The 24,283-nt window shown below is 63.9% G+C and carries 21 protein-coding genes; 1 reads left to right on the forward strand and 20 read right to left on the reverse strand.

Features of this window, described 5'->3' with window-relative positions:
• Positions 1–150: 150 nt before the first annotated feature.
• Positions 151–2,472: a PAS domain-containing sensor histidine kinase gene (locus JG747_RS26245; RefSeq protein ID WP_202360346.1), complete on the forward strand. Its 2,322-nt coding sequence runs from the start codon at positions 151–153 to the stop codon at positions 2,470–2,472.
• A gap of 45 nt (positions 2,473–2,517) precedes the next feature.
• Here JG747_RS26245 and JG747_RS26250 read toward each other — a convergent pair whose 3' ends face one another.
• The 20 genes from JG747_RS26250 to JG747_RS26345 form a co-directional block, all read right to left on the reverse strand.
• Positions 2,518–2,988 (reverse strand): hypothetical protein, encoded by a 471-nt coding sequence (locus tag JG747_RS26250; protein WP_064985111.1) that lies wholly within the window; start codon positions 2,986–2,988, stop codon positions 2,518–2,520.
• Between the two features lie 139 nt (positions 2,989–3,127).
• Positions 3,128–6,088 carry a bifunctional [glutamine synthetase] adenylyltransferase/[glutamine synthetase]-adenylyl-L-tyrosine phosphorylase gene (locus JG747_RS26255; protein ID WP_202360347.1) on the reverse strand — a complete coding sequence of 987 codons (2,961 nt, stop codon included), beginning with the start codon at positions 6,086–6,088 and terminating at the stop codon, positions 3,128–3,130.
• Positions 6,088–7,566, reverse strand: coding sequence for a sensor histidine kinase (locus tag JG747_RS26260; protein WP_064985049.1), 1,479 nt, complete (start codon positions 7,564–7,566; stop codon positions 6,088–6,090). Before JG747_RS26260 ends, JG747_RS26255 begins: the two co-directional genes overlap by 1 nt.
• An 8-nt stretch (positions 7,567–7,574) precedes the next feature.
• Entirely contained in the window at positions 7,575–8,249 is a 675-nt protein-coding gene (locus JG747_RS26265; RefSeq protein WP_027046649.1) for a response regulator transcription factor, read from the reverse strand.
• A 355-nt stretch (positions 8,250–8,604) separates the two neighbouring features.
• Positions 8,605–10,155 carry a Do family serine endopeptidase gene (locus JG747_RS26270; RefSeq protein WP_202360348.1) on the reverse strand — a complete coding sequence of 517 codons (1,551 nt, stop codon included), beginning with the start codon at positions 10,153–10,155 and terminating at the stop codon, positions 8,605–8,607.
• A 133-nt stretch (positions 10,156–10,288) separates the two neighbouring features.
• On the reverse strand, positions 10,289–10,756 hold the full coding sequence (locus JG747_RS26275; RefSeq protein ID WP_038645598.1) for a cytochrome c-type biogenesis protein: 468 nt from the start codon (positions 10,754–10,756) through the stop codon (positions 10,289–10,291).
• Positions 10,753–12,744, reverse strand: a complete 1,992-nt coding sequence (locus JG747_RS26280) for a heme lyase CcmF/NrfE family subunit (RefSeq protein ID WP_038645596.1) — start codon at positions 12,742–12,744, stop codon at positions 10,753–10,755. Before JG747_RS26280 ends, JG747_RS26275 begins: the two co-directional genes overlap by 4 nt.
• Positions 12,745–12,782: 38 nt before the next feature.
• Positions 12,783–13,226, reverse strand: a complete 444-nt coding sequence (ccmE, locus tag JG747_RS26285; protein ID WP_010915048.1) for a cytochrome c maturation protein CcmE — start codon at positions 13,224–13,226, stop codon at positions 12,783–12,785.
• 8 nt (positions 13,227–13,234) lie between these two features.
• Positions 13,235–14,374: a c-type cytochrome biogenesis protein CcmI gene (ccmI, locus tag JG747_RS26290; protein ID WP_202360349.1), complete on the reverse strand. Its 1,140-nt coding sequence runs from the start codon at positions 14,372–14,374 to the stop codon at positions 13,235–13,237.
• A 173-nt stretch (positions 14,375–14,547) separates the two neighbouring features.
• Positions 14,548–14,985: a hypothetical protein gene (locus tag JG747_RS26295; protein ID WP_202362356.1), complete on the reverse strand. Its 438-nt coding sequence runs from the start codon at positions 14,983–14,985 to the stop codon at positions 14,548–14,550.
• Positions 14,986–15,191: 206 nt separating this feature from the next.
• Positions 15,192–16,562: an ATP-binding protein gene (locus tag JG747_RS26300; protein WP_069093365.1), complete on the reverse strand. Its 1,371-nt coding sequence runs from the start codon at positions 16,560–16,562 to the stop codon at positions 15,192–15,194.
• A gap of 40 nt (positions 16,563–16,602) precedes the next feature.
• Positions 16,603–17,268, reverse strand: a complete 666-nt coding sequence (locus JG747_RS26305) for a response regulator transcription factor (RefSeq protein WP_019857144.1) — start codon at positions 17,266–17,268, stop codon at positions 16,603–16,605.
• Between the two features lie 71 nt (positions 17,269–17,339).
• Positions 17,340–17,639, reverse strand: a complete 300-nt coding sequence (locus tag JG747_RS26310) for a hypothetical protein (RefSeq protein ID WP_019857143.1) — start codon at positions 17,637–17,639, stop codon at positions 17,340–17,342.
• 172 nt (positions 17,640–17,811) lie between these two features.
• Positions 17,812–18,219, reverse strand: a complete 408-nt coding sequence (locus JG747_RS26315; protein WP_019857142.1) for a DUF3168 domain-containing protein — start codon at positions 18,217–18,219, stop codon at positions 17,812–17,814.
• Between the two features lie 246 nt (positions 18,220–18,465).
• Positions 18,466–19,185, reverse strand: coding sequence for an SDR family NAD(P)-dependent oxidoreductase (locus tag JG747_RS26320; RefSeq protein WP_244748228.1), 720 nt, complete (start codon positions 19,183–19,185; stop codon positions 18,466–18,468).
• Positions 19,186–19,298: 113 nt separating this feature from the next.
• On the reverse strand, positions 19,299–20,105 hold the full coding sequence (locus JG747_RS26325) for an ABC transporter permease (RefSeq protein WP_038645588.1): 807 nt from the start codon (positions 20,103–20,105) through the stop codon (positions 19,299–19,301).
• Complete coding sequence (locus JG747_RS26330; protein ID WP_038645585.1) at positions 20,105–20,938, reverse strand: ABC transporter permease; 834 nt, start codon at positions 20,936–20,938, stop codon at positions 20,105–20,107. Before JG747_RS26330 ends, JG747_RS26325 begins: the two co-directional genes overlap by 1 nt.
• Before the next feature lie 20 nt (positions 20,939–20,958).
• Positions 20,959–22,071 carry an ABC transporter substrate-binding protein gene (locus tag JG747_RS26335; RefSeq protein ID WP_202360351.1) on the reverse strand — a complete coding sequence of 371 codons (1,113 nt, stop codon included), beginning with the start codon at positions 22,069–22,071 and terminating at the stop codon, positions 20,959–20,961.
• Between the two features lie 69 nt (positions 22,072–22,140).
• Positions 22,141–23,235 (reverse strand): ABC transporter ATP-binding protein, encoded by a 1,095-nt coding sequence (locus tag JG747_RS26340; RefSeq protein WP_010915037.1) that lies wholly within the window; start codon positions 23,233–23,235, stop codon positions 22,141–22,143.
• A gap of 136 nt (positions 23,236–23,371) precedes the next feature.
• Entirely contained in the window at positions 23,372–24,259 is an 888-nt protein-coding gene (locus JG747_RS26345; RefSeq protein ID WP_038645582.1) for a LysR substrate-binding domain-containing protein, read from the reverse strand.
• Positions 24,260–24,283 lie beyond the last annotated feature (24 nt).

Raw genomic sequence — 24,283 nt, forward strand, 5'->3', positions numbered from 1 at the left:
CAGCAGAAGCGCATTATTTTAGTCGATTTTTAATCTTTTTTCGCCGGGCCACTGGACAAGGCGAATCACGTTTGATTCTTTACTGACGATTCGGAAGTGCGGCGTTTGCCGGATCACAAAGCAGCATAGGCAATTCGGGGAGTGCCATTTATGGCAAAGGCGGACGCGTGGGGCGCGCCCGGTGGGATGGTTTTTGCGCGTCGCGAGGCGCGCAGCGACGGCCTTGCCGGGAATACGCGGCTCATTGCCGAACCGGCCTACAAGCGGCTTCTGGCCGCCGAACCGCTGCTGCGCCGGTCGATACCGGCCCTCATCATCATCTTCCTGCTCGTCATCGCGGCGCTGCGCGTGCTGTCGCTGATGAATGAGCGCGACGATGTCGAACGCGACGCCAAGGCGATCCTGACGCTGGCGGCGGGCCAGCTGGCCAGTTCGCTGGCCACCACCTCGGACACCGTGCCCGGCGCTGTCCAGGACCTGCTGGAGACCACCAGCCGCCAGGGCGCGATGGGCCGCAGCCATGTGCTCGTCATCACCGACAGCGCTTTCAGGATCACCGCGGTGACGCCGCGCTCGATGCCCTGGCAAGGCCATTCGCTCGACGGCCTCGTCCAGGGCGGCCAGCCGCTGTTCATGTTCGGCGACCGTGCCGGCGTCATGGAGGTCAACATCGGCGGCCAGGACTGGTACGCCGCGGTCAGCGTGGCCAAGGATCGCAAGGGAGCCGCGGCGGCGCTGGTGCCGCAAGAGGCGGTCTTCGACACGTGGCGCAAGACCGTCTCGCTCAACGTCACCTTGTTCGTGCTGACGGCCGGCGTGCTGATCATCATCCTCTACGCCTATTTCGGGCAGGCGGCGCGCGCCCAGGCCGCCGACCGCATCTATCTCGAAGCGCATCAGCGCATCGACATGGCGCTGGTGCGTGGCCGCTGCGGCCTGTGGGACTGGGACATGGTGCGCGGCAAGATGTACTGGTCGCGTTCCATGTACGACATGCTGGGCTACGAGCCCTGCGATACGATGCTGTCCTTCGGCGAGGTCGACGAGATCATCCATCCCGAAGATGGCGACCTGTTCGAGCTCGCCAATAGAATCGTCGCTCGCGAAATCGACCACATCGACCAGGTGTTCCGGATGCGGCATGCCGATGGCCAATGGGTGTGGATGCGTGCTCGTGCGCAGGTCATGGATCCGGAGGCGCCGGAACTCCAGCTGATCGGCATCGCCGTCGACGTCACCGAACAGCGCCATCTGGCGTTGCGGTCCGAAGCCGCCGACCTTCGCCTGAGAACAGCGATCGAGAACATCAACGAATCCTTCGTGCTGTGGGATTCGGCGCAGCGGCTGATCATGTGCAACTCCAAATACCAGCAGGACAACGGACTGTCGGATCGCGACGTGATGCCGGGTGTGACACGCGCTTCGCTGGAAGGGCGGATGCTGGCCTTTGCGTCCGAACGCCGGCTTGCCAACACCAATGGTCCGCAAGGTGGCGCCACTTTCGAGCGGCAGCTGTCCGACGGCCGCTGGCTGCAGGTCAATGAGCTTCGGACCCGGGACGGCGGCATCGTCTCGGTCGGCTCCGACATCACCCAGATCAAGCTGCATCAGGAGAAGCTGGTCGACAGCGAACGGCGGCTGATGGCGACGATCCATGATCTCAGCCTCGCGCGGCGGGCCGAAGAGGAGCGGTCGCGCGAACTCGTCGACCTCAACCGCAAATACATGAAGGAAACCGAGCGCGCCGAGGCGGCGAACCGGGCCAAGTCCGAATTCCTGGCCAACATGTCGCATGAGTTGCGCACGCCGCTGAACGCCATCATCGGCTTCTCCGAGTTGATGGAACAGCGGCTGTTCGGTCCGCTGGGGTCGGCGCGCTACGAGGAGTACGCCACCGACATCAACAGCAGCGGCAAATACCTGCTCGGCGTTATCAACGATATTCTCGACATGTCCAAGATCGAGGCCGGCCAGTTCTCGCTGGACCAGGAGCAGATCGACCTCGGTCCGCTGATCAGCGAGACGGTGCGCGTCGTCTCGTTGCAGGCAGCGCAAAAGGCGATCACGGTGGAAACGCGCATCGCCGACGCTCTGAGTCTGTTCGCCGATCGCCGGGCGATCAAGCAGATCGTCATCAACCTTCTGTCCAACGCGGTGAAGTTCACCGGCCAGGGCGGCCATATATCGGTCAGGGCCCGCAACACATCGGGCGCGCTGGTGCTGACCATCGAGGACAATGGCTGCGGCATCCCGAAAGAGGCGCTCGGCAAGCTCGGCCGACCCTTCGAACAGGTGCAAAACCAGTTCTCCAAGAACCATGCCGGGTCCGGTCTCGGTCTCGCCATCTCACGTTCGCTGGCCGAGCTCCAGGGCGGCGCGCTGAAGATCCGTTCGACCGAAGGTGTCGGCACGATCGTGTCGGTGCGCATTCCAGTGAAGAAGGCGCCGCCGGCCGTCAGGGCCGCCGCTTGAGCAGCAGGCTCCGAGCGATATCGCCGGAGCCTTGATCAAACAATGTTATTGGACGCCGTCGTCATCATCCGATTGGCGGTGATGGCCAAGGCGATGGCCCTTCGGCAGTTCGCTCTTCTCGATCTTGCCGTCATTGTTCTTGTCGAGCATGGCGAACACCTTCTTCTCACGACCGGTGATGTCATCCGTGGTCAGCGTGCCGTCGCCCTTGGTGTCGTAGCGGGCGATGATGCGCCTGGCCATCCGCTCGAAGCGCGCCTTCTCCAGCGCGTCGGCGAGTTGGGCGACGGTCAGCTTGCCGCCATTGTCGGCAACGAGCTTCTTCAGCCGCGCGTTCATGGCGTCGGAAAACTGGTCGAAGGTGATGGCGCCGCCTGAATAGGTCATCGCCTTGTCGAGTCGGGCCATCATGCCGTCGCGCATTTTCGCGCTGGCATTGTTTTCGGCATAGGCGGTGGTGCCGACGGCGCCGGCAAGTGCTGCGAAGGCGAGGGCAAGCTTGGTTGACTTTCTCATGGTCTTCTCCTGTTGCATCGTCACCCCCGATGCGAGAGCGGCGGATCTTCGATCCTGTTGCCGCTCGATCTCATTGTTCGAGCATCGGATTTTCCCAAAACCGGCTTCCACTTTTGGGTCCGATGCTTCGACAGTTATTTCATGGTCGTCCGGCATGAAGCAAAAGATCAAAGTCCTTCCTGACCTTCTGCGACGTCTCCTTGAGATGTGCTTCCAGCACACCGAAATCCGGCAGGTCGGTGACCGCCAGAAGCAGATCCGAAAGCCCCGGCGGAACGTCGTCGCGCTCGAACGGGCCGGTGAGGCACAGCCGGGTCATCTGGGTCAGCGCCAGATAGAGTGCGAAGGCGGCACCAAGCTCTTGCCTGACCCCGGCACCGGCGAAGCCAGGCGCGAGGCGGGACAGGATCTCCGCCGTACCGGTGACACGCGGCCCGGCCTCGACCTTCCCGGTGATGACAGCCACCTGGGCGATGAATTCGAGATCGATCAGCCCGCCGGGAATCAGCTTGATGTCCCAGAGATCGCGTGCCGGCTTTTCCTTCTCGATCATGGCGCGCATGTCCGAGGCTTCGGTCTTCACCTTTGCCGCGTCGCGCGGCTGGCCAAGCACGGCTGCGACTTCCGCTTCGACCTCGGCGCACAGGCCGGCATCGCCGCCAATGGCGCGTGCCCGCGACAGCGCCATGTGTTCCCAGGTCCAGGCCTCCTGGCGCTGATATTTCTTGAAGGCATCGATGTGGGTGGCCACGGGCCCCTTGTTGCCGGACGGCCGCAGCCGCAGGTCGAGTTCGTAGAGCACTCCTTCCGCCGTCGGCGCCGATACGGCCGAGATCAGCCGCTGCGTCATGCGGGTGTAGTAGTGGGAAGGCGCCAGCGGCTTGTCGCCGTCGGAGTCCTCGGCGTCCGCGTCATGGTCGTAGAGCAGGATGAGATCGACGTCCGATCCCGCGGTCAATTCGCGGCTGCCGAGCTTGCCCATGCCGAGCAGCGAAACCACGCCGCCGGCGATCGTGCCGTGGCGCGCCGCGAATTCGGCGGTCACCGCCTGCAACGCCGCCTCGATGGTGAGATCGGCGAGATCGGAAAAGGCGCGGCCGGCGCGGGCCGGATCGATCGAACCGGCAAGCAGCCGCACGCCGATCAGAAACTTTTGTTCCGAGGCAAAGATGCGCAGCCGGTCGAGCACCTCCTCATAGGCCCTGTCGCCTTCAAGGAAGGCGGAAAGCCGTGCCGAGAGATAGGCGCGGTCGGGGAGTTCAGTCAGCAAGGCCGGGTCGAGCAGGCCGTCGAAAACATGCGGCCGGCGCGTGATGATCGCCGCCAGCCGAGGCGCGGCGCCCATGATCGTCGCCATCAGCTTGAGCAGCGCCGGGTTGGACTGCAACAGCGAGAACAGCTGGATGCCGGCAGGCAGGCCGGCAAGGAATTCGTCGAAACGGATCAAGGCTTCGTCCGCCCGGCGCGTCTGGCCGAAGGCCTTGAGCAGCGCTGGCGTCAATTCCGTCAACCGCTCACGCGCTTCCGCCGACTGGGTGACGCGATAGCGGCCGAAATGCCAGCCGCGGATGACGCGGCAGATGTCGCTCGGCCGCTGGAAGCCGAGACCCTGCAAGGTCTGCAGCGTGTTGGGGTCATCGACATCGCCGGTGAAGACCAGATTGCCGATCCCCGCCGAAAGCTCCGGGGCCGTTTCAAACAGTGCTGCATAATGGCGTTCGACCTGCTGCAGCGAGGCGCGGAACGCCAGGGAAAACGCCGCCGCATCGGCAAAGCCCAGCATGTGGGCGATGCGCTCCAGCCCTTCATCGTCTTCCGGCAGCGTATGCGTCTGCTCGTCCGCCACCATCTGAACGGCATGCTCGACACGGCGCAGGAACCAGTATTGGCGGGCGAGTGCGTCACGCGCATCGGCGGTGATCCAGCCGCGCGCGGCGAGCTGGCCAAGCATCGGCACCGTTTCGCGGCCGCGCAGTTCGGGGAAGCGGCCGCCGGCGATGAGCTGCTGGGTCTGGACGAAGAACTCGATTTCGCGGATGCCGCCGCGGCCGAGCTTGACGTTATGGCCCTTCACGGCGATCTCGCCATGGCCCTTGTGGGCGTGGATCTGGCGCTTGATCGAATGGACGTCGGCAATCGCCGCGTAGTCCATGTATTTGCGCCAGATATAGGGCTGGAGTTCCCTGAGGAATGCAGCACCCGCAGCCAGATCGCCGGCCACCGGACGCGCCTTGATCATCGCCGCGCGTTCCCAGTTCTGGCCGCGCGCCTCGTAATAGCGCAGAGCCGCTTCAACCGGAATCGCCAGCGGCGTCGAACCGGGATCGGGACGCAGCCTGAGATCGGTGCGGAAGACATAGCCGTGCTCGGTGCGGTCCTGCAGGATGCGCACCAAGCGCCGCGTCAGCCGCGAAAACAGCTCCGTGGCGTCGAGCGGGTCGACCACGGCAGGCGCTTCCGGATCGAAGAAGACGACAAGATCGATGTCGGAGGAGAAATTCAGCTCATGCGCGCCAAGCTTGCCCATGCCGAGCAGGATCCAGCCCGATTGCAGCGACGGGTTGTCGAGATCCCGCAGTTTGAGCTTGCCCTGGCCATGCGCGTCGCGCAGCAGGAAGTCGACGGCCGCGCGAGAGCAGGCATCGGCAAGATCACTCAACCGCCGCACGGTCAGCGACGTTTCCGCCTCACCGGCAAGGTCAGCCAGCGCGATCAGGAAATGTGCCTCGGCCTTGCACTGGCGCAGTTCCATCATCAGGCTGGATTCGGAGACCGCCTCGGCCAACGGCGCCTGTTCGATCGCGGCGGTGATCGCCTCCAGGCGCGCCTCGACCGGCTGGTCGAAAAGGGCATCCAGGATACGAGGCCTGCGCCGCGCCGCGTCACGCAAAAACGGCGAGAGGTCGAAGACTGCGGCCAAGAAATCCCGGCCCTCCCCCTTGCCGGCCAGGAATTTGGCCAGCCGCGTCAACCCTTCTTCGCGTGCCGCCGCGGCGATTTCGGCCAGTTCCTGCCGCGACCTGGCTTCGTCGAGAGGGGCGAGCCCAAGGGCAGGCTTCAACTGCCAGTCCGTGACCGTCCGCTTCGCAGCCGCAGCCATCAGTGATCCTCCCGTGCGGGGAAACTCATGACCACGGATAGTCCCGGATTGCCAGGCAAGAGATCAAGCCTTCCATGATGGAAACTCATGACCGCCTTGGCGAGGCTGAGGCCAAGGCCGGAGCCCGGTTGCGAACGGCTCTTCTCCAGCCGCACGAAACGTTCGGTCGCCCGGGCCCGATCGGCATCGTCCGGAATGCCCTGGCCGTTGTCGACGACACAAAGCCTGATCTCGCCATGGGTCCGCTCGAGCGTCACGCGAACGGCCGGCTTGGATGTGGAGTCCGTCGAATATTTGATCGCATTGTCGACGATGTTGGACAGCGCCTGGCCGATCAGCTCGCGGTTGCCGTCGACAAGAAAAGCGCCATTCACGTCGGCTTCGAGCGAAACGCCAGCCTCTTCCGCCACCGGCTCGTAGAGCTCGGCGACATCACGCACGGCCGCCGCCAGATCGACGCGATTGGTGTGCTCTGACGAATATCCGGCCTCGAGCCGGGAGATCATCAGGATGGCGTTGAAGGTCTTTATCAGCTGGTCGGACTCGGCGATGGTGCCTTCCAGCGCCTGGCGGTAATCGGCGGGCTTGTGCTTGCCCGAAAGTGTCGCTTCGGCGCGGTTGCGCAGCCGGGTCAGCGGCGTCTTCAGATCATGCGCGATGTTGTCGGAAACCTGCTTGAGGCCTTCGTTGAGCGTGGCGATCCTGGCCAGCATGGAATTGAGATTTTCCGAAAGCCGGTCGAATTCATCGCCGGCGCCGGTCACCGGCAGCCGGCCCGAGAGATCACCGCCCATGATGCGACGACTGGCCTCCGACACGCTGTCGATGCGCTTCAGCGCGGCGCGGCCGACAAAGAACCAGATTAGCAGTCCGCCGAGCCCCATCATGCCGAGCGCCAGCGTCAGCGCACGGCGGATGACGGCACGAAAGCGCTCCGGTTCGCCAAGATCGCGGCCGACCAGCATGATCATCTGGTTAGGCAGCCGCAGCACCAGCGCAATGGCGTTGTGGCCCTTCTCGCCTTCGGCCGGCACCGCGTTCTCGCCGGTCGCAGGCGGCGGCGTCTGGTCTGACGTTCCGCTGCGCAGGCGATCAAGCTCGCCTTCGCCAAAGCGCTTGTAGGAGAACGGCTCGGTCGTCCAACCCTCGGTGTCGATCACCCCCGGCTCGAGGCTCTGTACGTTGCCGGTTAGAATCTGGCCGTTGGCATCGGCGATGAGATAGAGGTTGGCCCCAGGCTGGCGGGAGCGGTTTTCGACCACGCGCACCAGCACGGGCAGGCCGCCGCGCTGATAGGCGCGGGCGAGGCCCAGCACTTCGTCGTTGATGGTCTCCTGCGTCTGCGCCGTCAGCATGCGCGCCGAAAGCGAGGTCATGTAGAAGACGAGCAGCACGGCGCAGAGCGCGAAGAGCAGAAGGTAAAGCGCCGAAAGCCGCGCTGCCGTCGTCCTCATGATGGCCGGCACGGAGAGAGCCATGCTGTCGCCTAGCCGCCCTTCAGCATGTAGCCGGCGCCGCGAACCGTATGCAGGATCGGCTTGTCGAAGCCTTTTTCGATCTTGCCGCGCAGCCGCGAGACGTGGACATCGATGACATTGGTCTGCGGGTCGAAATGATAATCCCAGACATTTTCGAGCAGCATGGTGCGCGTCACCACCTGGCCGGCATGGCGCATCAGATATTCGAGCAGGCGGAACTCGCGCGGCTGCAGGGTGATCTCGCGCGCCGCCCGGCGCACCGAATGCGACAGCCTGTCGAGTTCAAGGTCGCCGACCCGGTAGACGGTTTCGGCTTCCTTGGCACTGGCACGGCGGTTCAACACCTCGACGCGAGCCAGAAGTTCGGAAAACGCATAGGGCTTGGTCAGATAATCGTCGCCGCCGGCGCGCAGGCCGGTGACCCGGTCATCGACCTCGCCCAGCGCCGACAGGATCAGCACGGGCGTGGTGTTGCCGCGGGAGCGAAGACCGGCAATGACCGACAGACCGTCGCGGCGCGGCATCATCCGGTCGATGACCATCACGTCATAGTCGCCGGCATCCGCAAGCGCAAAACCGGTCTCGCCGTCACCGGCGACATGGGCGGTATGACCAGCCTCGGTGAAGGCTTTCTGCAGATAATCGGCAGCCTCGCGATCGTCTTCTATGACGAGAATCTTCATAGGGCCGTTATACGCGATTTCGCTGGAAGGTTGAGTGGCCGACATCTGCATTTTAGCCTTTGCCAAAGCGCATCGCGATCAAGATGATCGAGGTCCCGCGCGGAAGAATCTTACTCTGTGATTGTCTTCATCCTGGACACGCCCGCTTCGAGGCATGATCGGGCAAATCATCACATTCTCTCGGCTCAGGCCCGAGGCAGCGTTTTTGGGCGGCTTTTAGAATGTGCGGCAGCGGGCGATGGGAGGCCCGCTGCCGCTGGAGGAGAGCACGATGACTGACTAACGTACCCGGCTCCATGCTTTCCCGTGCGGCGGCTCGGGGGTGTTTGATACCGCCGCACCGGAAAAGTCGTTGTCAGCCCTTGGCGACGGGCAGCGCGACGAAACGGTTGTTGTTGTCGCGGGTTACCTGCATCAGCACCGCCTTGCGGCCGGACTTCACCGCGTCGGTCATCGCCTTGGTGACATCCTCGGTGCCATTCACTTCGTTCGAATTGACCGCGGTGATGATGTCTCCCGGCTGAATGCCGCGGTCGGCCGCAGCGCTGTCGGGATCGACATCGGTCACCACAAGGCCCTTGCCGTTTTCGGATTTGGTGACGGTGAGGCCGAGATCGGCCAGCGTATCAGGCTTCGCCGGAGCGGCGGGTGGCTGCTGCTGATCGTTCGCGGCCTGCTTGTCGCTGGCCGGCAGCTTGCCGAGATCGACCTTGATCGTCTGGCTCTTGCCGCCACGCCAGACGGTGACGTCAACCGACTTGCCGGGCGAATAGGCGCCGATCAGGCGGGCGAGTTCCTTCGGCGAGGCAACATCCTTGCCGTCGACCTGGGTGATGACGTCGCCAGCCGTGATGCCGGCCTTCTTGCCGGGACCTTCGTCCTGGGCACTCGACACCAACGCACCATTGTTGGACTTCAGACCGAGCGATTCGGCGATGTCCGAGGTAACCGGCTGGATTTCGACGCCCAGCCAGCCGCGCTGCACCGCGCCACTCTTCATCAGGTCCTCGACAACCTGCTTGGCGGTCGAGGCAGGAATGTCGAAGGCGATGCCGACACTGCCGCCCGAGGGCGAGAAGATCGCCGTGTTGATGCCGACCACCTGACCGTTGAGGTTGAAGGTCGGACCACCCGAATTGCCGCGGTTGACCGAGGCGTCGATCTGCAGGAAATCGTCGTAGGGGCCGGCGCCGATATCGCGGCCGCGCGCCGATACGATGCCGGCGGTGACGGTGCCGCCGAGGCCGAACGGATTGCCGACTGCCACGACCCAGTCGCCGACGCGAACCTTGGAATCGTCGGCGAAGTCGACATAGGTGAACTTGCCACCACCTTCGACCTTCAGCACGGCGAGATCGGTGCGCGGGTCGGTGCCGACCAGCTTGGCGTCGAGTTCCTTGCCGTCATTGGTCACCACGGTGAAGGCGGTGCCCTCTTCGACGACGTGGTTGTTGGTGACGAGGTAGCCGTCCTCGGAGATGAAGAAGCCGGAGCCCTGCGCCACCGGGCGCGGCTGGTCATTGCTGTGGTCGCGGTGACCGAAGCGGCGATGGCCTTCGTCATCCTGGCCGCCCTGGTCGCCAAAGCCCCGGAATTCCTTGAAGAAGCGGCGCAGTTGCGGATTGTTGGGAAGATTGTCGAAGCCGTCCTGGCCATCGGAGCCATCATCGGCGGTCGGCTGGATCTTGGCCTTCACCTTGACGCTGACCACGGCGGGCGACACGCGCTCGACGACATCGGCGAAACCTTGCACCTGCGGCGCCTCGACGCGTACGGCATCGGCCAGAACAGGGCTGGTTCCGCTGGTCAGCGCGCCAACGCCGATCACGCCGGCAACGGCGACGGAAGCGGCGGCAGCCAGGAGACGCTTGCGGGTGCGGGAGTATGAATTGGGGGCAATATTCATGGGGTCTCGTATCCTCTTTCAAAGGGACGCGGCTTGATCGGCATCCTCAGGAAAGGAGAATTAGAGCGGCGCACATTACCGCGCCATTTCCGACGCATGAAACTTTGGTAATGTTGGCGGTCGAAGGGAGCCGTCAGTCGCGGTGCAGGATAGCGTCCAATGCCGCCTGTTCATCGGCGGACAGGCTCTTTGTCGCCAGGGGTCGGCGCGAGCGCGCGGTCAGCACGATGAACACGCCTCCGACCAGCAGCAACAGCGCCGGCGTGCCCCAAAGCAGTGCGTTGCGCAGGTCGAAGCGCGGCTTCAGCAGCACGAATTCGCCGTAGCGCGAAACCACATAGTCCATGACCTGCTGGTCGGTATCGCCGGCGACGAGGCGCTGACGCACCAGGATGCGCAGGTCGCGGGCAAGGTCGGCATCGGATTCGTCGATCGACTGGTTCTGGCAGACCATGCAGCGCAGGCCTTCCGACAGCGCCCGCGCCCGCGCCTCGAGCGCCGGATCGGCCAGCATCTCGTCAGGCTTCACCGCCAGCGCCGTGCCGGCAAAGCCGAGCGCCAGCATCAGGACGAGCAACGCGGCGCAGAACCTTGCCTTCATGGCAGGACCGTGGGCGCCACGACGTTCGCCTGCTTGCGCCGGCGCGAGGGCGCGCCGACACGCAGACGCCTGTCCATCAGCGACATGGCGGCGCCCGCCATCATCACCAGACCGCCGCCCCAGATCAGTGTCACCAGCGGCTTCCACCACAGGCGCACCACGACCGTGCCGTCCTTGGCCTCGTCGCCAAGCGATAGGTAGAGCTGGGAAAGACCAAGGGTCTTGATGCCGGACTCCGTCGTCGTCGTCTGCCGCACCGGATAGAAACGCTTGGCGGAACTGATTTCGCCGACAGGACTGCCGCTGACACCGATCAGCTCGAAGCGGCCACGGTCCTCGCTGTAGTTTGGCCCCTGCGCCGGATAAAGCCCGACGAAACGCAGCGTATGGCCAGACAATTCCACCGTCTCGCCGGCGCGCATGGTGAGGATCTTCTCGGTGCCGAAAGAGAGCGTGGCGACGATGCCGAGCAAGGTCAGGCCGAGGCCGAGATGGGCCAATGCCGTGCCGAAGACCGAGCGCGGCAGGCCGGCAAAGCGCCTGAGCATGACCGCCGGCGCAACCGATCCGACGCCGGACTTGACGGCAAGGTCGGTGAGCGCACCGGCGACCAGCCAGACCGCAAGGCCGATGCCGAGGGCGGCGAACACCGAGGCGCCGTCGATAAACAGGCCGGTGACGAGCATCGCCGCCAGCGCCGTGGCAAAGGCCGCCATAAGACGCTGAGACGCGGCGATGATGTCGCCGCGCTTCCAGGCGAGCAGCGGGCCGAACGGCACGAGGACCAGAAGCGGCAGCATCAATGGGCCGAAGGTCAGGTCGAAGAACGGTGCCCCGACCGAGATCTTGTCGCCGGTGAGCGCCTCCAGCGCCAGCGGATAGAGCGTGCCGACGAGCACTGTGGCGGTCGCCGTGGTCAGGAACAGATTGTTGAGGACGAGCGCGCCTTCACGCGAGATCGGATGGAACAGGCCGCCGGCGGTCAATCGCGAGGCGCGCAGCGCAAACAGCGCCAGCGAGCCACCGATGAACAGCGTCAGGATGCACAGGATGAAGACGCCGCGCGCCGGATCGGTGGCGAAGGCATGCACCGAGGTGAGCACGCCCGAACGGACCAGGAAGGTGCCGAGCAGCGACAGCGAAAAGGTGAGAATGGCGAGCAGCAGCGTCCAGATCTTCAGCGCCGAGCGCTTTTCCATGACGATCGCCGAATGCAGCAGCGCGGTGCCCGCCAGCCACGGCATGAAGGAGGCGTTCTCGACCGGATCCCAGAACCAGAAACCGCCCCAGCCGAGTTCGTAATAGGCCCAGTACGACCCCATGGCGATGCCGCCAGTTAAGAACATCCAGGCGACCAGCGTCCATGGCCGCACCCAGCGCGCCCAGGAGGCGTCGATGCGCCCCTCGATCAGGGCGGCGACCGAGAAGGAAAAGCAGATGGAGAAGCCGACATAGCCGAGATAGAGCAGCGGCGGATGAATGGCGAGGCCGAGATCCTGCAGGACCGGGTTGAGGTCGCGGCCCTCGATCGGCGCCGGATTGAGCCGGATGAAAGGATTGGACGTCGCCAGGATGAACAGGAAGAAGGCAGCGCCGATAGCGCCCTGGACGGCCAGCACATTGGCGCGCAGCGTCGCCGGCAGATTGGAGCCGAAAGCGGCGACAAGCGCGCCAAAGAAGGTCAGGATCAGCACCCAGAGCAGCATCGAGCCTTCGTGATTGCCCCAGGTTCCGGTGATCTTGTAGATCATCGGCTGCAGCGAATGCGAGTTTTCCCAGACGCTCGCCACGGAGAAATCGGAGTTCGCATAGGCGCTCGCCAATGCGACAAAGGACAGCGCCGTCAGCGCGAAGCCGGTCACGGCGACAGGACCGCCGACAGCCATCAGGCGCTGGTTGTTGAGGCGTGCGCCGAACAGCGGCACGATCGTCTGCACCAGCGAAAGCGCAAACGCCAGGACCAGGGCGAAATGTCCGGTCTCAACCATGGTTGTTTCCGCAATTCACTCTTGCTCTCCCGCCAGGGCTATTCACTCTTGCTCTCCTGCCAGACGCCCTTGGCCTTCAGCCCGTCGGCCACTTCCTTGGGCATATAGCGCTCATCATGCTTGGCAAGCACGCTGTCGGCAACAAAGACGCCGTCCGGACCGAAACTGCCCTCGGTGATGACGCCCTGCTCCTCACGAAAGAGGTCGGGCAAGATTCCGGTATAGGTGACCTTGACCGATTTGTGCGTGTCGGTGACCGAAAAGGCGACCGTCGCGCCCTGCCCGCGCTGGATGGTGCCTTTTTCGACCAAACCGCCGAGCCTGATGCGCTGGCCGGGCTGGACGCTCGCCGTGGTGAGGTCGGCCGGCATGTAGAAGTAGGAGGCCTTCTGGCCAAGCGCGTAGAAGGTCAGCCCGGTGGCGGCACCCAGGAAAGCCAATCCGCCCACAATGACCGACAATCGCTTCTGCTTGCGTGTCATGACACGTTTTACTCCGTCGCCGTCAGGCCGAGCGAGGCGGCAAAGGCGGTGAATTTCTTGGCTTCGTCGCTGCCGGCGCCAAAGACGGCGATGGCGCGACCGAGCGCCTCGCGCGCCTGATCGGTTTTGCCCAGCACGACATAGGAACGAACGAGCCGCATCCATCCTTCCGTGTCTCGCGGATTTTGCCGCAGTTTTTCGTCGAGGCCGGCGACCATGGTGTTGATCATGGCTTCGCGATCCTGCGGCGACATGGAGGATGCGGCGTCGACATCTGCGGCATCGGGGCCCTTCGCGGCCGCGCCGGAAGCGACTTCGGGGCTAGCGGATTTTGCCAGTGCCTGCTCGACGGCACTGCGCCATGGCGAATCCGGCGGCAAAGTGCCCAGCATCGCCTGCCAGGCCGTGGTCGCTTCCTTGTTGCGCCCCTCCTGCGCCAAGGCAACGGCCAGGTAGAAGCTGGCCTTGGCATTGGCGGGATCGAGCTTCAGCGCCGCCTCGAAGGCATCCTGGGCATCGGCGGAAACGATACCGCCCGCGGCACCGGCGATTGCCTCGCCGAGGCCGGCCTGGCGAACAGCGCTGTCGCCGGCGAGGCGGATGGCATTGCGGTACGCGGCGACCGCGTCGGAGAAGCGCTGCATGCGCAGATAGACCGGGGCCAGCACGTCCCACCCCCTGCCGTCGGACGGGTTGGCGGCAAGGTGGGCCTCGGCGCGTGCAACCAATTCGTCGACCGAACTGTCGGCCGGGTTCTTGGTCAGCCGTTGGCTGAGCGGCTGCGCCGGCAAGTCAGGCGAGCCGATCTGGCTGTAAACACCCCAGCTGACCAGCGGGACCGCCAGCACGGCCACGGTCGCGACAAGCCGCGCCGTGGCCGAAGCCGGCCGGGCCGATGCCTTGCCGGCCGTATCGGCATTGTCGAGGCGCAGGATGCGGCGCGCGATTTCGGCGCGCGCCTCGGCCGCTTCCACCGGCTGGATCAAGCCGCGCCCGGCGTCGCGGTCAAGCTCGGACAACTGGTCGCGATAGACTTCCAGATCGTGATCGCCACTCGACGACGTGCCCTTGGCTCCCGCGGCCAGCGGCAGCAGCACCGCCAGGCTCGCGCCGAGCGTCAGTATCGCGGCTATGACCCAGAACAGCATGGTTCTTCCAATAACGACAGAGCCCCGCCCTGCCAACACAGGCATCCTGCGACGCTTTGACGGTCAGCGCGCCTGACGTCCTTGATCGACGTCAACCGGAGCTGGGCCGGTCCGTTTTTTGGTGCATGTCATTGTCCCAAAACCGCTGCGCACTTTTGGGCGACATGCAGCTGTCAGGTTAGCGGCGTCCAGCTGCCATCGGCATTGCGGCAAGCGGTTCCGCGCGCCGTCACCCCGGCGCCGCCGGTGAACACCGTCTGCGTGTATTGGCGGCAGTCCTGCGAACCGACGCGATAGGGCTGGGCCGGAACCACCTCGCCATAGTGCGAAGCCTGATCGCCCTTCCACGCCACTTTCTGACCGCTCGTCGTATATTCAAGCGCCTTGTATTCGGCCTCGAGCGCACTGCGCTTCTCGGCGTCGCTGAGGCCATTGCCGATCGAGCCGCCGACGAGGCCGCCGTCCATCGCCGAAATGATCGACTTGGTGACCTTGCCGTTTGTCGGAGGCGTCGAGGCCGGTGTCGGAGTCACGGTAGGGCCCTTGCCGCTCAAGGTGGTGCAGCCGGAGACGGCCAGCAATGCGGAAACAAGCGCGACGCGAATCTTCATGCCAACAACCGGTTTTCTTGAGTTGGAGCCTGCCATGGATGCGCCGGGGGCCGCGTCATCGGAGAAGTAGGCGTGGCCATAGTATTGATATTTGTCGGAAATTTGGCCGCTGCCGGCAAGTTCGAGAGCAATCGGCATTGCTCCGGGATCAATCGATATGCCGCCATGACAAACGCCTTCCATCGCTGTCGATTGGTCCGGGATCATCACTGAAGGCTCCGCAAGCGCACCACTGCCTTCAATCCACCCAGGTCGGACCGTTCGAGCGCGAGAACGCCTCCATACTCGTTGACGAGGTCGGCGACAATGGCAAGTCCCAGACCTGTTCCCGGTTTTGTCTCGTCCAGGCGCCTTCCACGCTTCAGCGCATCGCGCGCCTTGTCCTCGGGAATGCCAGGACCGTCGTCGTCGATGCTGATCTCGAAAAGATTGTCGTCCTTGCCGGCCAGGGGCGCCACCGTGACCGAGACCGCGCTTTTTGCCCATTTCATCGCATTTTCGAGAAGATTGCCGAGCAGTTCCTCGAGGTCCTCGCGCTCCCCGGCAAAGACGATCTCGGTGGCCGGCAGGGACAGCGACAGGCTGGTCTGCGGATTGAGCTTCTGCAAGACCCGCACCATGCGCTGCACCAGCGGCGCCACCGGCGTACGATAGACGACGCTGTCGCGCTGAGCCGCGACGCGGGCGCGCTGCAAATAATGGTCGACCTGCTTCTGCATCGAGGCGGCCTGCTCGGCGATCAATTGTCCCTTGGCGCCGCCAAGCGCCCGGCCCTCATTGAGCAGCACCGCAAGCGGCGTCTTCAGCGAATGGGCGAGATTGCCGACCTGGGTTCGCGAGCGCTCGACGATGCGTTTGTTGTTTTCGATCAAGGCGTTGGTTTCGTTAGCTAACGGCTCGATCTCGGCAGGAAAGCGGCCGTCGAGCCGCTGCGCGGTGCCTTCGCGCACCATGGCAAGGGCGTTGCGCACCCGGCGCAGCGGCTGCAGGCCGAGCAGGATGGCAATGGCGTTGATGGCGATCATGCCGACGCCGAACAGGCTGAGATAGGTCAGCAGGCGGCGCTGGAAGGTGGCGATTTCCTGTTCGAGTTCGCTCTGGTTGCCCATCACGCGAAAACGCGCGGCGCGGTTCTTGGCATCGAGCACGAATTCGCTCTCGAACACTTCGAGCTGCTCGCCGTCTATCCCTTCTGCCGAATAGCTGCGCTGGAAGCTGGCATTGAAGGGCACCTCGGCGACGCTTGGCGACGGAATTTTGCTCGTCATCGACGACGAATGAAGGTCACCATGCACACCTTCCGAGGCAGGCTCGACCGACCAGTACCAACCGGAATTCGGCTCGGAGAAGCGGAGGTCGCCAAGGTCCGGGGCGCCGGTGAGCGCACCGGTGTCGGAAATGCCGATGGACCCGATCAGGTTGAACAGATGCGCCGAAAGCAGGCTGTCGAAGCCGCGCTCGCTGGCCTGGCGGTAGAGCGTGGTGATCAGGGTGAAAATGACGACAAGGGTCAGGATCGCCCACACGGTGGAAAAGGCGATCACGCGGAACGTCAGCGAACGCGGCCACAAACGCAGCGAAAGCGGCGCCCTTGCGGTTGGTTTGAGCGGTTCCGAGTTACGCCTCCGGCTCGCGCATGCGGTAGCCCATGCCACGCACGGTTTCGATCATGTCGATGCCCATCTTCTTGCGCAGCCGCCCGACAAAGACCTCGATGGTGTTGGAATCGCGGTCGAAATCTTGGTCGTAGAGATGCTCGACCAGTTCGGTGCGCGAGACCACCTCGCCCATATGGTGCATCAGATAGGCAAGCAGGCGGAATTCGTGCGAGGTCAGCTTCAGCGGCACGCCGTCGACATCGGCTTTCGAGGCCTTGGTGTCGAGGCGCAGCGGCCCGCAGGTGAGTTCCGACGAGGCATGGCCGGCGGCGCGGCGGATCAGCGCCCGGAGCCGCGCCAGCACCTCCTCGATGTGGAAGGGCTTGGTGACATAGTCGTCAGCGCCGGCATCGATGCCGGAGACCTTGTCGCTCCAGCGGTCGCGCGCGGTCAGGATCAGCACCGGCATCTTGCGGCCGCCACGGCGCCAACGTTCGACCACGCTGATGCCGTCCATCTGCGGCAGGCCGATATCGAGCACGACGGCGTCGTAGGGTTCGGTGTCGCCGAGGAAATGGCCTTCCTCGCCGTCGAAAGCACGGTCGACGACGTAGCCGGCGTCGACCAGCGCGTCCGCTATCTGCCGGTTGAGATCCTTGTCATCCTCGACGACGAGTACGCGCATGCGGAGATCGATACCTTTTGAAGGACTTGTTCAGATATAGGCCGATTCCGGCAGCCTGGGAAACGGGTGGGTCAGTTCTGCGGAACGACGATCTCGGAACGGCGCGGACGCTGCCCGTCCTTGCCAGGCACCAGCACGACGATGACGCAGACCGGCTGGCCACCGCGTGTCGACTGCGAGGCCTTGGCCAGCGTCCCGCCATTCTGCTCGGCCACCTGCTGGCCGATCGCGTAGCAGTCGGATGCGGCCAGGACGATCGGGCTGGACTGGTCGGGTGCGATCACCGACATCGCCGTCGCCTGCGACGCCAACAGCCCGGCCGCACAGAGCGCCAGGGTCGCGGTTCGAAAGTGGGAGCGAAGCGTTTTCATGGTCGGCGTTGTAACGCATCGGTGCTGAACGTGAAATGAACGGTGATCGATGCGAAAACCATGCCCGCTACACCCCTGAACGCCAGACGACCGATTGCCATTTCGACGCCCCGACCCGACGAAATCCCGCAGACGCCAGTCTAGACTCCGTTTCGGCCAGATTGAAAGCGTGTCAGGCATTTTCCTGTGTCAGCGCGCGAAACCGCAGCAGCCCGTGATGCACGAGGAGTTCCTCGTCGTAACGGGCCTCGGTGAATTCAAGCGACAGCCGCGTCTTGCCGCGCCGGCCGACCACCAGTGCGGCGTTGGCAAGGCGGGTCTTGATGGCGGCCATGATGGCAAGGGTTTCGTCTTCACCATGGGCTTTCGACCAGACATGCAACGTAATCAACTGATCGTCGTCGTTCTCGGCGCCGGTGTCCCAGTCAAAGGCACTGGTCTGACCAAAAGTCACGTAGGGAAAGGCGGCATTCTCGGTCGCCCGCTCAAGCAGCCCGGCGCCACCAAGCAGCGCAGACAGCGACTTATCGCTTTTGAGCCTCAGAAAAAGTGCCTGCAGCAAATCGCCGGGCGCGGTCATTTTTCGTCCCCCCTCGCCTGTCATGCCTTGAGCAAGCGGTTCGTCATATTGGCAAATTCACGCGCAGCGTACCGGCTCGTCAAGCCTGCGCCATATCGCATGATTCGTCTCGTCGCGATCATGATCGCCGATGATCTCGAAAATACGACCCCTGTGATGAACAGATTGCCATGCCGAGCAACCTTGGAGAGCCGATCTGCTCAGCCGGCATGTTGCCCGGGGATACTTTGATTCCCGCGATCTCTGTCAGTATCGGGCTCGGCCGCCCGACATGTCGAAAACAGCGCCGGTGTTGAACGCACTGGCATCCGAGCAAAGCCACACCACGAGCGCCGCTACCTCGTTCGGATCGCCGAGCCGCTTCAGCGGACTTGCCGATATCATCGCATCGACGGTTTCATTGCCGAGATCGCGGATAAGGCGCGTATCGATCGGTCCCGGAGCGATACAGTTGACGCGAAGATCGGTATCGCTGATCTCACGCGACAGTGCTTTGGTAAAAGCGATGACACCGGCGCTGGCCGCGGAATAGGCCGCAAGGCTCGGCAGTCCCTCTTTCCCGGCAAGGGATCCCATGTTGACGATACGACCCTTTCCCGCTCGTCGCATAAGCGGGAGCACGCGATGCGTTACTTCGAACGTGCCAAGAAGGTTGACCTGCAGGATTCTCTGCCATTCCGCCGGTTCGAATTCCTCGAACGGCTTATAGCCACCCAGCCACCCCGCATTGTTGACGAGAATGTCGACCCCGACTTCACCCATGATGGTCAGCGCTTGCATGACGTTATCGCGTTTCGTCACGTCCACTGAAAGAGATCGTGTGCCTTCAAGCTCGACGGGCTCAATATCCCAGATCCAGACGTCCGCTCCACTCAAAGAGAGCTTGCGGGCTATCGCTCGACCGATACCACGGGCGCCTCCTGTGACGATTGCTGTTCGGCCCGAAAAATCATACGTCACCGACATCATCACCTCCCATGAAACGCCAGCGCTTTGTATATATTTAGTATATTTAGCGCCGTATCGTGAATGAAGTCGAGGAGACGGGCGAGGCTCGGCCGCATCTCGGTGCGGTTTGTCTAGTGCCCGGCGCGCTGCCTGGTCATCACACTGCGCACCGCCAGCACCAGCACCGTGATGATGATTAGGATCACCGAAAGGGCGGCGATCGCCGGGTCGATGTTGTCGCGCAGGCCCATCCACATCAGGCGGGGCAGCGTGATGGCATTGACCGAGGTGATGAACAGCGTGACGCCGATTTCTTCCCAGGACAGTACGAAGGACAAAAGCGCAGCTGTGATGATGCCGAACTTGATGTTGGGCATGATGATGCGGGTAGCACGCTCCCAGACAGTTGCGCCAAGGCCGCGCGCGGCAAGGTCGATGCGGCGGTCGAGCTGGCTGAGCGAGACCAGGATCAACACGGTGGCGAAGGGCACCGTCATCACCGAATGGGCCATGGCGACGCCGAGCCAGGTGTCGTAGCCGAAGTACGAGCTGAAGCCGGAGATCGAGGTCAGCAGGAAGTAGAGCGTGATCGCCGACACCACCGGCGGCACCACCATCGGCAACAGCACGAAACCGACCAGTGCCGCGGTAAAGCGGGGCTGGAACATCCACACACCGAGGCTGAAGCAGAGCGCCAGCACTGTGGAAATCGCGCTGCTGACGATGCCGATACGGATCGACAGCAGGATCGACTGGAGCCAGCGCGGATCCTCGATCAGCGAGCGATAGTGGCGCAGCGACAGTTCGCCCGTCGGCATCGCCAGCATGCGGCTCGGCGTCAGCGACACCGGGATGACCGCAAGCAGCGGCATCAGCAGGAACAGCGCCACAAGGGCGGCGAGGATCAGCGAGACGGGACCGGGGCGATAGGTCGGCATCAGATCAACTGCTTCGGTCTGACATAGCGGAACAGCAGCGCCATCAGCGCGCCGACGAAAAGCACCAGCACAACGCTGATCGCCGCCCCCAACCCCCAGTCCGGGCTCTGGAAGATCCTGAGATAGATCAGTTCGGCAATCATCACGCTGCGGCCGCCGCCGAGGATCGCCGGCGTGACGAAGAAGCCGAGCGAGAAGACGAACACGATGAGCGCCGAACCGATGATGCCGGAGCGTGTCATCGGCACGAACACCGTCCAGAAGGTGCGCGTACGGCTGGAGCCAAGCCCGCGCGCCGCAAGCAGCACGCGGTCGTCGAGGCTGCGCATGGCGGATGCCAGCGGGAAGACCGCGAAAGGAATGAGGAAATGCGTCATGCCGACGACGACGCCGAACTCATTGCGCACCAGGGTCAGCGGTTCGGAGATGAAACCGATCGATTGCAGCCAGGTGTTGATCAGGCCGCGATTGGACAACAGCGCCACCCAGCCAAAGGCACGGGTCAGCACAGAGATCCAGAACGGCACCAGGATGCAGAATTCGGCGATGAGGCGCTGCGCCGGGCTGCCACGCACCCAGACGACCGTGATGGCGTAGGCGGCGGCGACGGAAACAACTGTGACGATCGCCGCGATGCGTAGCGTGCGGATGAACACCGACTGGACCAGATCGTCGGTGAGCAAGGCATCATATTGGCCAAGCCCCGGCGTCGGCAGAGTAAAACTCCACTTCACCACGCCGAGAAACGGCCAGGCATAGGCCAGGACGAGGAACAGGAGCAGCGGCGCCATCAACAGCGCCGCGCCCATCCTGTCGGAGAGAACGCCTCTCATCTCAGATCAGCATCCCGCTGTCAGGCGGAGATGATCTTGGTGTATTCGTCGAGCGCCGCGCCGTAGTTCTTGGCGTACCAATCCATGTCGAGTGCGATCTGCTTCTTCATGTTTTCGGGATCGACCGGGTTGATGCGCTTCTTGTCGGCGGGGATCAGCGCATCGGCCGCCGGGTTGGCCGGGCCCTGGCCGAGCTTGTCGAACATGACGAGCTGCTTTTGCGGATCTTGTGCGCTGGCGATGAACTTCATCGCCGCGTCCTTGCCGCCGGGATTGTTCTTGAGAACGGCCAGCGCGCCGGGCGAGATCAGGCCCTGGTCCCAGATGAACTTGATCTTGCCGCCGGAATCCTGCTCGATCAGTGAGGCGCGGGTCGACCAGACGATGGCCATCGAGGCTTCGCCATTGAGCAGCACGCTTTGGCTCTCGGCGCCGCCGCCCCAGTAGGCGACGACATTTTCCTTGAAGGCGGCGATCTTGTCATGCGCCCGCTTGAGGTCGAGCGGATAGAGCGAAGCCGGCGCGATGCCGTCGGCCAAAAGCGCCGCTTCCCAGCTCGACACGCCCCATTTGTAGAGGGAACGCTTGCCGGGGAACTTCTTGACGTCGAAGAAGTCGGCCATGCCGGTCGGGGCATTGCTGCCGTATTTCTCGGAATCATATGCGATGACATAGGAGAAGAAGTAGGTCGAGGCGGCATACTCCCAGCCGAAGCCGGGGCGCATCTTCGTCTTGTCGACGATCTTGTAGTCGATCGGCTCGAGTGCGCCCTGGGCGCCGAGCGTGATCGCCGAGAACGGATCGACGTCGACAAGATCCCAGGTCGGCGCGCCGCTCTTGAACTGCGCCGAGATGGCGCCCTCGGTCGGGCCCGAGCCGTCCATCTTGACGGTGATGCCGGTGTCCTTGGTGAAGGCCTGGCCGTAGGCCGCATCATAGGCGGTGATGGCGTCGCCACCCCAGTTGACCAGCACCAGTTCCTTGGCCGCGGCAAAGGCTCCGGTCGAGCGCAGCAGCATCGGCGTGCCGGCGAGCACGAGGGCTGCCAGCTGCGTGAACTGGCGGCGCGAGATCTCGCCACGTCTGGTCCTTTCGGACAGCGTGTCGATGGCGTTTTTCTTGGTGTCGTTCATGTCAGTTCCCCTTTGTTTTCGTTGATTTCAGTCCGGAAGCCGGTGCGGCGGGTCAGGCCACGCCGGCGCTCATTGTCCTCCGTCCGGAAGGAGGAAACCCTTTTCCGCCGGCCAGGTCAGCCAGACGGAATTGCCTTTGCTGAGTGCCGCGGCGGCAACCTCGTTCGGCACCGAGACGGTCACCTTGGCGCCCTGGCGTGTGGTCAGATCGAGCTTGGTCGCCGCACCCAGATAGGTGGAGGCGATGGCGGTCGCCGCAATGCCGTTTTCGCCGGCCGCCGCTTCGCGCGCGATCGACATGTGCTCGGGCCGGATCGCCAGGATGGCGTCACCACGGACCTTTTCAGCCTTGCAGTGCATATTGACCGCGCGGTCCTCGCAAAGGCCCGTCGAGCCATTGTCGGCGGGCTTGACCCCCTTCAGCGGCAGCATGTTGATCTCGCCGAGGAATTCGGCGACGAAGCGGTTATCCGGCCGGTCGTAGACTTCGTCCGGCGCACCGACCTGCAGCAATTTGCCGTGGTTGAAGATGGCGACGCGCGAGGACAGCGCCAGCGCCTCGCTCTGGTCGTGGGTGACGAAGACGAAAGTGGTGCCGGTTTCCTGGTGCAGGCGCTTCATCTCGGCCTGCATCTGGCCGCGCAGGCTCTTGTCCAGCGCCGAGAACGGCTCGTCGAGCAGAAGCACGCCCGGCTCGAACACCAGTGCACGCGCCAGCGCGACACGCTGCTGCTGGCCGCCGGAGAGCTGCGAGGGCAGTTTCTTCTCATGGCCGATCAGGCCGACGCGCTCGATCATCTCGCCGACGCGCTTTTTGATGTCGGCGGCCGATTTCTTGCGCACCTTGAGCGGGAAGGCGATGTTGGCCTCGACGCTCATATGCGGGAACAACGCATAGCCCTGGAACACCATGCCGGCGGCGCGCTGCTCTGCCGGGCGGTCGGTGATGTCGGTGCCGTCGCTGAAAAGCTTGCCTTCGGTCGGCTGTACGAAGCCGGCCAGGATCATCAGGAAGGTGGTCTTGCCCGAACCGGAAGGGCCGAGCAGCGTCAGGAACTCGCCGCGGCCGATATTGAGCGACAGATTGTCCAACGCACGGAACGAGCCGAAGCTCTTGCCGATTCCGATTGCCTTGATCTCTGCGGCCCGGCCGGGTTGCTGCATCCTGCCTCTTCCTCAGTCCCAGGTGAAATCGTAGGCAGGCTGGCGGCTCACCGCAACCGAATAGTTTTCGCCTGATCGGCAAATTTGATTCACGTCTGGCAGTTGGGACGCGTCCAATCTTCCCCTCCGGGGGAGATTAGAGTCGGCTCTCCGACAGCTTCGCCCTGAGCCAGTCGCTGAAGGCGTTGAGCACGGGATGACCAGCCTTGGCATGCTCGAAGACCAGGAAATAGGAGCGTGGCGAGGGCACGGAAGCTTCAAACGGCTTGACCAGCCGGCCTTCGCTGAGCGCCCGCCGGCCGGTCAGTTCGTCGCCCATGGCAATTCCCTGGCCGGCGACCGCCGCCGAGAAGACGAGGTTCATGTCGGAAAAGAAGATGCCACCTTCGGTATCCGGGTTTTCCACCTTGGACAGCGCTAGCCAGCGCGCCCAGTCCTCGGTGTCGGAGAGATGCAGCAGGTTGGCGCGCAGCACGTCCGCCGGTTTGGAAAAGCCGCCGACCTTGTTGAGCAATGTCGGGCTGCAGAGCGGCGTGAAGTGGACTTCGCAGAGCAGCTCCACCGCCCGGTTCGGCCAGTTGCCGACGCCGAAGGCGATGAAGGCGTCGGCGTCCGGGTTCGAGACGTCGTCGAGCCGGCGCGGCGTGAGCACCGAGAGCGCCACGTCAGGGTACATCTGCTGGAACTCGCCGATATGGGTGCACAGGAACATGGAGGCGAAGCCTGGCGGGCAGGAAATGGCGAAAGAGCCGCCGACGCCGGCGCCGTTCGTCTGCGCTCCCGCGTCGCCGAGCACGGTCAGCGCCTTCCTGACATCGGCGGCGTAGCGCTGGCCGCGCGGCGTCAGCGCCACCCCCTTGCCGATGCGCTGCAGCAGATCGAAGCCGAGATCGCGCTCCAACAACCGCAACTGGTGGCTCACCGCGCTGCGGGTGAGGTGCAGTTCGTCGGCGGCACGCCAGACGCTGCCATGCCGGGCGAAACTGTCGAGGGCGCGCAGCGCCTGCGTGGATGGAATTCTCAAGAGGTGAACCGAATTTGCATGAAC

This window comes from Mesorhizobium sp. 131-3-5 (genome assembly GCF_016756575.1).
In the GTDB taxonomy this organism is placed as follows: Bacteria; Pseudomonadota; Alphaproteobacteria; order Rhizobiales; family Rhizobiaceae; genus Mesorhizobium; species Mesorhizobium jarvisii.